Raw genomic sequence first — 9,274 nt, forward strand, 5'->3', positions numbered from 1 at the left:
CCGCGCAACGCTCCTGCTGAGCTCCTACGGGCACGGCGACACGTTGGCCGATGCACTCCGGCTCACTCCAGCTCCTCGGAGCGCTCGGCCGGCTCACTGCCAGCGCCTGGTACGGTGATGGATGAACGAGCCGGAAGCCGCAGCCGCCCTTCAGGAGATCCACCGTCTAAGGCAGCGATGCAGAGATGATCGTCAGCTCGCGGAACGGGACGACCTCGCCGCGATGCTTGAATAGTGCGCCGGAAGATCGTGTTGGGCTGAGGAGCGCTCGGCCAGCGCCGCGGCTGAGACTATCGAAGAGTGACTTCAACTCCCCTCTGGGTACCGCTGGTAGTGGCTGGCATAGGCGTGACAGCCACGCTGGTCGCCGGGACCATAAGTGCTCTGATTACGCAGCGCTGGTCGGATCGCCGTGAAACCGTCGCCTGGGCTCGTGAGCGACAGCGTGAGCACGAACGCTGGTCTCGCGAGGATCAGGCTCGCACCTTCGAACACCGCCGAGAATCGTACGTAGAATTTTACGAAGCTGTGAAAGCGCTGGCCAGGACCGCCTACAACCATTGCTACGGCATCACGGACGAGCCCGAGTTGCCAGAAGGTTGGCAGTCTGATGCCTTCGCCAAGCTCGCGCAGTTGGAGTTCTACGCCGACCGCGCTGTAGCAGCTGCCGCTTCTGCTGCCTACAGCGCCGCCTGGTCCTGGGGCCAGTTCGGAGAGTACGACGCTCCCGACGACCGTAGCTTCCATGACCGGCAGCAGAAGTACGATCAGGCTGAGCTTGAGATGCTCCTGTTGATGCGGCAGAACCTCTCAATACCAGAAGCCGATCTCACACTTCCGCCGCCTGGTTACGCGTACATGGAGGACCAGGACGGAGATGAAGGACAAGCCGAAGAAGGCTCAGAAACGTCTGCCGCCCCCAGGTTGAAGGAGTAGAAGACCTGCCCATATTCGGCAACTTCCGCCAGTCCAACCAGATTAACCCATCGAGCTGCCTAGCAGCGCACCATAGCCGCACCAGATCGAGCGGGGAACAGCAGGGAATCGCGGTGAAAGGAATCGGGCCCGACGAGGCCGCACTTCGGCCGTTTGCCCAGGTCAGCGCCCGAACCACCCGCAAAATGATCGCAGCTTGTCTGCTCTCTCCTGTTGTCCTGCCGTTCGTCCGGGCTGCGGCGCAGGGGCGCCGGTCCCGGCCGAGCGGCAGGACAACTGACCGCCGAGGAGCAGTTCAAGCCGCAGGCGCTTCCCGATGAGGGGGCAGGGACACGTCCGTCGTCAACTCACGTGACTCTGCCGCCAGTCCTGCCATAAGCAGCCTCGCCAGCAGCTCAGCGGCTTCAGGACGAACAGTCCCGAGTTGCACCAGCCCGTCACCGAAGACGTTCACGTCGGCCGCCAGGCCGGGAAAGTCGGAGTCCAGCCCGAGCATCACCAATTGATCAGCCAGGGCGCCGGCGGTCCGACGTGCGCGGTTCCAACCACGGACGTAGGCCACGCCAGGCGCCAGGTTCTCCGCTCGATTGGCTACCACTCTGCGCCGGTCAGTCATGACCTCAGGCCCTTCCTTTGTGTTGTTCGGCAACAGTCGTTCCCTGACCATCGCTACGGTCTCGGCCGAAGCCGCTTGCCAGAGCCAGGCGCAGAAGTTCTGAGAGGCGCTCGGCCGTTGCGGGGGACACTCGGCCCAGTTCGACGAGGCCGTGTCCGAAAGCGTTCAAGTCCGCGCGCAGGTAGGGGACGTCCTTCTCCAGGCCGGCGCGAACGAGGGCGTCTCGCAGTGCGGTGGTCGCGTTTCGGGCCGCATACCAACCGTCGCTGTCGAGAGGCGACCACGCGGCAGCGTCGCGTCCGTCGGTCGGCTTATCCGGCATCCGTGATCGTCTCCTCGGGGAGCGCAGCGACCGCCGAGTAAGGCGTCGGGTACTGCTCTTCGAAGCGGTCGATCCTTGCCAAGAGTTCCGCGGAGGCGACCAGTGCAGTGGCGAGAGCGACCGGGCGCAGCGGATTGGCTTCCGGCCGACGCGTAGGCGCGCGGAGCCACTGATAGCGGTCATCGAGCAGCGGGATGGCGCCCGGTACGACGACAGCGCCGCCGTCGCCGAGGTACCGGTATGACGGTGGTGATGACGTTTCGCGTTCCAGGTAGTACGTGAAGGTCTCGCGGCTCTCCGAGCCGAGAAAGAACCCGACTCGCTGTGCCTTGCGGTCGGCGACCGTCGGTCCGAAGGGCATCCCACTCCGCCGTAGGCGGTCGAACATCTCCATCCCGAGGCGCTGTTCCACGCTCAGCACGTCGAAGTAGCGGCCGGTCGGAAGCAGGCAGGGCCTCCGGGGATCGTCCGCCCAAATCTGCCGACACTCGGCGGGGTTGTCCGCTGCTGCGGACAACCACTCCGTGCCCCTCCTGGTCATCCTCTGCACGTCATCTCACCTCGGTCGAGACTGAGTTGCGGCCGCAATGCCGCCCTGTGTCCAGGCTCGGGGTCGCCACGGTGGCTGGGGCAGATGACGAGAGGTGACGGGGGATGACGTGTCACGCGTGGACGCGTCATCCCCCGTCACGAACCAACAGCCCACGATCTCCGGTTACTTGCAGCGCGTAGCAGTAAACAGCGCGTACATTCGGTCGTGAGGCCAAAGAGCCGTGCGCCCCAGAAGTCGCACCCGTACTCAGGTGAGGAGGGAACGGTCACGTCTTCGCTGCAGCCAATCAGCGTTCGCTTACGGCAAGCCCGCGTGGGTCGCGGCTGGAGTCAGCCGCGGTTGGTGCGCGAGTTGCGTCAGGTTGCGCTCCGTCGTGGCCACCAACTTCCGTCGGACGCCAGCGTGAAGCGCCGTATCGCCAGTTGGGAGAATGGCCACAGCACGCCGGACGACTTCTACGGCCCGTTGCTGTGCGAGGCGTACGACCTCAGCGCCGCCGAGTTGGGGCTGAACCACGAGGGCGAGCGGGACACGGGACTCTTGGACGCCAGTTATCCGGCGAGTCCCGAAGGCGCGATCGATACGGTGGGCCAACTGTGGCGCGCTGATCTCAACCGGTACGAGCCCCTGTTGCAGGCCGAGCCGTCCGAGCCCGCGTGGAACGAAGCCTCGCTCCGCTGGCTGGTCGCACCCGAGCCGGCCGTTCCTCGGCAGCGTCGGGACGGAATGCGTGTCGGTTTCGGAGACGTGGCCGCCATCAAGACCACTGCGGACATGTTCGCCGAGTTGGACGACCGGTTCGGCGGCGACCACGCTCGGCACGCAGCCGTTCAGTACCTCAGCACCGAAGTTACCCCGCTCCTGCGCGGGCAGTATTCCGAGCAGGTTGGGCGAGCCCTCTTCTCCACTGTGGCAGAGGCGACCCTCCTGGCCGGTTGGATGTCGTACGACGCCTGCCGTCACGGCTTGGCGCAGCGGTACTTCCTCCAGGCCCTCCGCTTGGCCCAGGACGCCAACGACCGCCGGCTCGCCGGAAGCATCCTGTCCGCCATGAGCCATCAGGCGACGTTCCTCGGTCGCTACACGCAGGCCGCCACGCTCGCCCGCGCGGCGCTCATGGGCATCTCGCCCGTGGCCACGCCAACACTGCGCGCCCAGTTCCACGCCATGGAGGCCCGCGCTCTTGCCCGCACCGGCGACGTACGGGCCTGCGAAGCCGCCCTGACCGCGGCCACGAAAGCACTGGAGAGCAGGAACAGCGACGACGAGCCCGAGTGGATCAGTTACTTCGACGAAGCTGAACTTGCTGCTGAGGCCGCCCACTGCTTCCGCGACGTCAACAGCGCGCGAAAGGCCGTCGCCCACGCCGAGAACGCCATGAGCGGCAGCCATGTACGGAGCGACTTCTTCGCGACCATGGTGCTGGCAGGCGCCCACCTACGCGCCGGCGACGTCGAGGAAGCCTGCCGTGTCGCACTCGATGCGCTCGACCTGGGCGAGCAGCTCAAGTCGGCTCGCTGCATCAGCTACCTTGCCGAGTTCCGGCAGAGCCTTGCAGGTGTGGGTAGCAGCAAGGACGTACAGACCTTCACCGATCAGGTCAGAGACCACAGGTTGTGGCTCGCGTCTGGCGACCACGTCAGTCCCTGAGACGCCCGGTCAGAACGGGCCCCATTCGTCTCGGCCCTCACCAGTGCGAAGGGACCCTACTCGCCGAGCGAACTCGGCGGCTGCCCGGTCGCTGCTCGTGACCTGATGACCGAGCCAGGCCACCATCATCAGTTCACGCAGGTCTGCAAGAGTCTCGTACCCGGGCCAATTCATCAGGTCGAAGCCGTACCGGTGCACGAACTCTGCGTACTCCGCTTTGCTGTGCCAGCCGTACCGCTCGTAGAACACTGCTGTCTGGACCAGGTCCCACTCGCGTGGAGCGAGAGCGAAGCCGTCCAGGTCGATGAGCACTGCGTGCCCGTCCCGATGGCGGAGGATGTTCCCGATGCTGGCATCACCGTGGATCATGCCGAAGGGAAGGACGAAGTCCAGACGGTCGTAGTCCTTGCCGAGTCTCGCCGCTCGCTCCTCCAGGAACGTTCGGTCCTCCGCCGAGATACCGTCCAGCCCTTCAAGGGACGCTGCCACCTTGGCCAGCGGGTCGAAGTACGGCAGGCGCAGAGACTCAGGTTCTTCAAGCCAGTGCAAGCGGCGGAGAAGATCGGCAAGTTCCCCGACCGTCGCGTACTCCTCGCGCTCCTGGACGCTCTCCCAGAAGGTCACCACGAAGCCGCCGACGACAAGCGGTTGGGTGACCGACGCTGGCACGCGCATGGCCGGGAAATCCTGCGTCTCAAGCCACCGGGCCACGTTCACGGCCCGTTCCATCTCCCCGAGCACCGCCGGATCACGCGCGATGCGGACAATGACCGGTAACGAAGTCAGGCGATAGACCGCGTTCGAGCCGAGCCGCAGCAACTCCGCGCCGCGGGAGTCGAGTTCGACCGTCGTACATGCCTCCCGGAGGACAGGCTCCAGTCCCTCCGCCGTGAACTCCGCGCCGCCGTCCGGTCCCCCGCTGCTGCCCGAGATCATGCTTCGACCATACGGGCCGGACCGACCGCCCAACAGACCGCCCACGTAATAGGGGCGTAATGATCTTGCTCAGCGAAGTCTGTCCCGCCCCTCCCTTGCAGGTCAGCGCCCCAAAAGCGCAACGGCCTCTGCTGGCCTCCGGAGCCGTGTGCGCAGGTTCGAATCCTGCCGGGGGCGCTCGCCTGCGCGGTATAACTGCAGGTCAGTGTGCTTCTTGGGGCAGCTCGGTAGCTGAGGGACAGTTAGGTTTTCCTGGCTGGTCCCTCAGCTTTCCCGTTCTTACGCAGGCCGGGGCAGGTCTGGGTTTCTGCGCAGGTGGGTGCCCCTGGAGGCACCCAGGACATGGGAACGCCGAATGTATGTCCCTCAACATGGCCTTCGTCAGCGTTGTTGCCGAGGTCGAAGTCGTCCAGCTTGGTGCCGCTTTCGCCGTAGACCCGCAGCTGGAACCCCTGAGCTCACCGAAGCGGGCCGGCTACTGACCGGCACCGATCTGCCGGTCGATGAGTCGATCGCCGGGTCGGCCTGCCCGACCCCCGTTGCTTCGCCCGGGTATTCCGCCCTGCCCACGGCGTCACCCCGCGCGAGTGTCGCGCATCTCTCGCCTCCACCGGGGCGTAAGGGCCTCGGGGCGTCCGGGTCACCCCTGCTGGGGTTCGCCCAGCGCGAGTCCCGATTCCCGACGCCAGGCTTCGCCCTCGGGTGTCCAGGCGACGCGGGCGCCGAGTCGGATCCAGACGCCGAACTCACCGAGGGACAGTTCAGAGGTCTGCTCATCCCAGACCGCGTTCAGACAGAGTTGCATGCCGCAGTTCTTGGAATCGGACAGGCCGCGCCAGCCACAGTCCCAGCTGACGTCCAGGCTCAGCGGCCCGAGCACGGAGACCATCTGGTCCAGTTCCTCCTCGGTGGCGTCGTCGTCGGCCTCGCTGTCGGGGGTACCGAAGGGCAGGGTCGTGTCCAGGGAGAGCATCACGCCCTCGGGCAGCGGCCAGAGGTCGGCCAGGTTGGGGCTGAGATGTAGGTTCGCGGTGAGACAGAACTTCGGCTGCTTCGCGTCGAACGCGATGGCATCACGGCGCACGAGTTCGTCCAGGAAGGGGAAGACGACGACGGGATCCCGGTCCGCGACCATGCGGGCAGTGTCGAAGGAACGAAGGGCGTATGTGTACTGCTCGGCTGTGCTGATCGGTTCCAGTTGAGGCCAGGGGACCGTGGACCAGTCGGCCAGATCACGCATGATCACCCGCGCCCGCGCCAGCGCACTCGCGGCGTCGGGAAAGGATTCGCACACACGGTAGAGCGTCGAGGACAAAGAATGTGCCTTTCGGGCAGAGACAGGGACGAACGCGCCTTCACCGGGCGTCCGCCCCTGTCTCGGACTGGCGCCTGATGTCGAGCGGAGGCGGGCGGTTCAGGAGGAGCACCCGTTCGAAGAACAGCAGGTATATCCCTCGACACGGCCTTCATCGGCGTCGCTGCCGAGGTCGAAGTCACCCAGACTGCCGTCGCTTTCGCTGTAGACCCGCAGAGGGAACCCCTGAGATTACCGAGGCAGGCCGGCTACTGACCGGCACCGATCTGCCGCTCGCCAAGATCGCCCGCTGGGACGGGCGCCTGGTCCTGTCATCGCTGAGGGGCGGGGAGAGCAAGGCCTAGTCTCGTGCGTCGCCGACCCCGGGTCGCCCTGCGTACCCTATGAATGCGGCCCACTCCGAGGGACGAAAGGCGAGTTGGGCGCGGGCTGGGTCCTTCGAGTCCCGGATGTGGACTGCGGCATGAGTCGTGGCGGCCTCCAGGCATTCGCCGCCCTCGTTGCCGCTGTAGCTGCTCTTGAACCAAGAGAGTCGCGCGGGTTCCTCAGCGGTCATCGTTCCCCCAGCAAGTCCTCGATCATGGCCATGGACTCCCGCATGGTGAGCGCTTGAGCCCTGATGCTGCCGTACCGTGCGGCCAGGATACGTACTTCTTCGGGGTCCGTGATCAGTCGGCTGGAGTTCTGTGCCTCGGTGTATCCCAGCTGCACTTTGCCCCTCGGCGTGAGGAGCACGAACGGGCCGCCCATCCCCGCGTGTTCGCGGAGGTTCGTCGGCATGATCTGAAGTTCTACATTGCGCAGCTGTCCGAGCTTGAGCAGTTTTTCCAGCTGCTCCCGGTGCACCTCCGGTCCGCCGAGCGGGCGCCGCAGCACGGTCTCCTCGATAACGGCCGTCACCAAAGGCAGAGGCCAGCCGGTCAGAATCTTCTGCCTGTCCACCCGGGCGGCTACGCGCTGCTCGATGGTCTCCTCGTCCAGCAGCGGCTTACGCATCTCGTACAGTGCCCGGGTTCGCCACTCGGTCTGCAAAAGACCAGGGACGTCGTGGTTGTTGTAGAAGTTGATCTCGACCGCTTCACGCTCCAACCGCGCATAGTCCCGGAACCAGGCCGGATGCCGAACCCGCGCCTTCGCCTTTGCCTTCTCCACATCCTCGATCGTCGCCTTCAACAGGCCACCGGCGCCGAGCAGTTCGTCGGCCGTCTCCAGGAACTCCCGCTGCGGCGTCCGTCTCCCCCGCTCCAGCGACGAGATCAGGTCCTCGCTGTATCCAAGCTGGTCCCCCAGCTCTTTCTGCGTGAGCCCGGCCCGCTCCCGAAGCAACTTGACCTGCTTGCCGATCGCGCGGTTCAGATCGCCGGCATACTCGCCCTCGTCGTACGTCTCCCGCGACTCCGTCATCGCCACCCCGATCCCACCAGGCTGCTGTCACGCACACCCTCACCCGTCACGGCCGACACCCCGTACAGGACACCGTCCGTACCGGTACACGTACCCTCCGTACCGAAGGACTCCCTGGTCAGGGTAGAGCGTGGCGGACACGCTCAGTGACATGAAGCCAGAAATCTCCACCCGGCAGTTCACTCACCACTACACCCAGCTCCTCAGCGCCACACCTCACGGTGCCCGCCTCGCCCGGCTGCTGGCTGTGCAGCAGCTCGACGAGTGGGGCTGGCCGCCCACCTGCGCGGTGAGCGAGTCCGCGGCTCTGGTCGTCGCCGAGTTGGCAGCGAACGCCGTCACGCACGGGCGCCTGCAGGGCCGCGGGTTCCGACTCACGCTCGCTGTCGAGGACTCGGACACGCTTCGTATCGAGGTGGTCGACCCTCGAGGGGACCGTTGGCCGCTCGCTCGTCGTACCGCCGGCCCCGACGGCGACACGGGCCGCGGGCTGCTCCTCATCGATGCGCTGGCCACCAGCTGGGGCAGCGAGCCGTGGCCGCCGTCCGGCAAGGCCGTGTGGGCGGAGATCGCTCTTCCCTGCCCCGTGATCACCTCTTCCGAATCGACCCCTCGGTCTGCAACCAGGACTGTTCAGGCCGGCATGCTGATTCTGGAGGAATGAGGCCGGCGTCCTGGGCCGTCGCGACACCACGCAGGATCAGGCGGGCCGGCGGGGTGCCATCGTCCAGGCCGTGGGCCGAATACGTTGGGTAGGTGGCCAGTTCGCACCGCCGCAAGGTGAGAGGGCGGGATCGAACCGTGCGCCAGCGAAGGACCTCGCCACCCCAAACCCCGCGAACCGCACTGCCACAATGGTTCCCACCTGTCGGGCGGAACGGGCTCGCGGTCGCACGCCGACCTAGCCGAAAAGTACCGACCCCTCAGCCGCCGACCAGCGCGACGAGCTTGATGAAGACCAGGTCAGGGTCGGCGGTGAGGTCCACGACTTCCTCGAGGTCCACGACCTGGCGATCGCCGGCCAGGATGAAGAAGCCGTTGGCCAGGAAGGCGCGCTCGGCGATCTCGGCCTGGCGCTCCCAGTCGATGCGGCGGGGCTCGCGGAGTCGGTAGCCGTTCAGCTCCGTCTCGGCGTCGTCGGGGCGGACGAGGCCGTTGAAGCGGTTGGTCGGTCGGGCGTTGTGCCGGGCGACCTCCTCACGGACCCGGAGCCTGATGAGCTCCTGTACGGTCATCCGTTCGGGCAGCCCGGAGACCTCCCAGTCGGTGAGCGGCTTGCCCGTCGCGGTCTCGTCCCGGAATGTCACTGTGGCCATCAGACACCTCGCTTGATCTGCATGAGGATGGACTCGTCGGTTATCTCGGTGTCGGCGGCCAGCAGGAATGCCTTGCTGAGGATCAGTGAGAGGCGGTCGTCCTCGAACGGCAGGAACACCTTGCCGTTCGAGCGAGATCCAGAAGCGCATCGAGGCCCTGATCGCTGAGATCGACGCGAAGTAGCAGGCGTTTGGCATCGGTGACCCGGTGACGCCACCGAGAGCC

Annotated in this window: 13 protein-coding genes; 3 read left to right on the forward strand and 10 right to left on the reverse strand. The window is 66.1% G+C overall.

Annotated features, from left to right (window positions below; all coding sequences use genetic code 11):
* The first annotated feature begins 348 nt into the window (after nt 1-348).
* Nucleotides 349-936, forward strand: coding sequence for a hypothetical protein (locus ACWC09_RS22920; protein WP_450852421.1), 588 nt, complete (start codon nt 349-351; stop codon nt 934-936).
* Nucleotides 937-1,231: 295 nt separating this feature from the next.
* Here the strand turns inward: ACWC09_RS22920 and ACWC09_RS22925 are convergent, their stop codons facing one another.
* From ACWC09_RS22925 to ACWC09_RS22935, 3 genes are read right to left on the reverse strand one after another with little or no spacing between them, the layout of a single operon-like run.
* The gene (locus ACWC09_RS22925) at nt 1,232-1,552 is read right to left on the reverse strand and encodes a hypothetical protein (RefSeq protein WP_450852422.1); all 321 of its coding nucleotides are present in this window, start codon (nt 1,550-1,552) and stop codon (nt 1,232-1,234) included.
* Nucleotides 1,553-1,556: 4 nt separating this feature from the next.
* The gene (locus ACWC09_RS22930) at nt 1,557-1,874 is read right to left on the reverse strand and encodes a hypothetical protein (protein WP_450852423.1); all 318 of its coding nucleotides are present in this window, start codon (nt 1,872-1,874) and stop codon (nt 1,557-1,559) included.
* Nucleotides 1,864-2,424 (reverse strand): bifunctional DNA primase/polymerase, encoded by a 561-nt coding sequence (locus tag ACWC09_RS22935; RefSeq protein ID WP_450852424.1) that lies wholly within the window; start codon nt 2,422-2,424, stop codon nt 1,864-1,866. Before ACWC09_RS22935 ends, ACWC09_RS22930 begins: the two co-directional genes overlap by 11 nt.
* Nucleotides 2,425-2,769: 345 nt before the next feature.
* Between ACWC09_RS22935 and ACWC09_RS22940 the strand changes: the two genes are divergently transcribed.
* Nucleotides 2,770-4,077, forward strand: coding sequence for a hypothetical protein (locus tag ACWC09_RS22940; RefSeq protein WP_450852436.1), 1,308 nt, complete (start codon nt 2,770-2,772; stop codon nt 4,075-4,077).
* A gap of 9 nt (nt 4,078-4,086) precedes the next feature.
* Here the strand turns inward: ACWC09_RS22940 and ACWC09_RS22945 are convergent, their stop codons facing one another.
* The 4 genes from ACWC09_RS22945 to ACWC09_RS22960 form a co-directional block, all read right to left on the reverse strand.
* On the reverse strand, nt 4,087-5,013 hold the full coding sequence (locus tag ACWC09_RS22945; protein WP_450852437.1) for a phosphotransferase family protein: 927 nt from the start codon (nt 5,011-5,013) through the stop codon (nt 4,087-4,089).
* 640 nt (nt 5,014-5,653) lie between these two features.
* A complete protein-coding gene (locus ACWC09_RS22950; protein ID WP_450852425.1) occupies nt 5,654-6,307 on the reverse strand; it encodes a hypothetical protein in 654 nt (217 codons plus the stop codon).
* Nucleotides 6,308-6,668: 361 nt separating this feature from the next.
* Nucleotides 6,669-6,884, reverse strand: coding sequence for a DUF397 domain-containing protein (locus tag ACWC09_RS22955; protein ID WP_450852426.1), 216 nt, complete (start codon nt 6,882-6,884; stop codon nt 6,669-6,671).
* Nucleotides 6,881-7,732, reverse strand: coding sequence for a helix-turn-helix domain-containing protein (locus ACWC09_RS22960; protein WP_450852438.1), 852 nt, complete (start codon nt 7,730-7,732; stop codon nt 6,881-6,883). Before ACWC09_RS22960 ends, ACWC09_RS22955 begins: the two co-directional genes overlap by 4 nt.
* A gap of 151 nt (nt 7,733-7,883) precedes the next feature.
* Between ACWC09_RS22960 and ACWC09_RS22965 the strand changes: the two genes are divergently transcribed.
* Entirely contained in the window at nt 7,884-8,396 is a 513-nt protein-coding gene (locus ACWC09_RS22965; protein ID WP_450852427.1) for an ATP-binding protein, read from the forward strand.
* Here ACWC09_RS22965 and ACWC09_RS22970 read toward each other — a convergent pair.
* From ACWC09_RS22970 to ACWC09_RS22980, 3 genes are all read right to left on the reverse strand, one after another.
* Nucleotides 8,323-8,511 carry a TIGR02679 domain-containing protein gene (locus ACWC09_RS22970; protein ID WP_450852428.1) on the reverse strand — a complete coding sequence of 63 codons (189 nt, stop codon included), beginning with the start codon at nt 8,509-8,511 and terminating at the stop codon, nt 8,323-8,325. The genes ACWC09_RS22965 and ACWC09_RS22970 overlap by 74 nt on opposite strands.
* Nucleotides 8,512-8,655: 144 nt before the next feature.
* Nucleotides 8,656-9,048 (reverse strand): hypothetical protein, encoded by a 393-nt coding sequence (locus ACWC09_RS22975; protein ID WP_450852429.1) that lies wholly within the window; start codon nt 9,046-9,048, stop codon nt 8,656-8,658.
* A complete protein-coding gene (locus ACWC09_RS22980) occupies nt 9,048-9,266 on the reverse strand; it encodes a DUF7737 domain-containing protein (protein ID WP_450852439.1) in 219 nt (72 codons plus the stop codon). Before ACWC09_RS22980 ends, ACWC09_RS22975 begins: the two co-directional genes overlap by 1 nt.
* Nucleotides 9,267-9,274: the final 8 nt, after the last annotated feature.

This window comes from Streptomyces sp. NPDC001617, from assembly GCF_053596855.1.

What these genes read in the sequence shown, in the direction of transcription:
- ACWC09_RS22945 (WP_450852437.1), bottom strand. Translation starts at nt 5,013, where the DNA reads ATGATCTCGGGCAGCAGCGGGGGACCGGACGGCGGCGCGGAGTTCACG.
- ACWC09_RS22930 (WP_450852423.1), bottom strand. Translation starts at nt 1,874, where the DNA reads ATGCCGGATAAGCCGACCGACGGACGCGACGCTGCCGCGTGGTCGCCT.
- ACWC09_RS22955 (WP_450852426.1), bottom strand. Translation starts at nt 6,884, where the DNA reads ATGACCGCTGAGGAACCCGCGCGACTCTCTTGGTTCAAGAGCAGCTAC.
- ACWC09_RS22965 (WP_450852427.1), top strand. Translation starts at nt 7,884, where the DNA reads ATGAAGCCAGAAATCTCCACCCGGCAGTTCACTCACCACTACACCCAG.
- ACWC09_RS22925 (WP_450852422.1), bottom strand. Translation starts at nt 1,552, where the DNA reads ATGACTGACCGGCGCAGAGTGGTAGCCAATCGAGCGGAGAACCTGGCG.
- ACWC09_RS22975 (WP_450852429.1), bottom strand. Translation starts at nt 9,048, where the DNA reads ATGGCCACAGTGACATTCCGGGACGAGACCGCGACGGGCAAGCCGCTC.
- ACWC09_RS22960 (WP_450852438.1), bottom strand. Translation starts at nt 7,732, where the DNA reads ATGACGGAGTCGCGGGAGACGTACGACGAGGGCGAGTATGCCGGCGAT.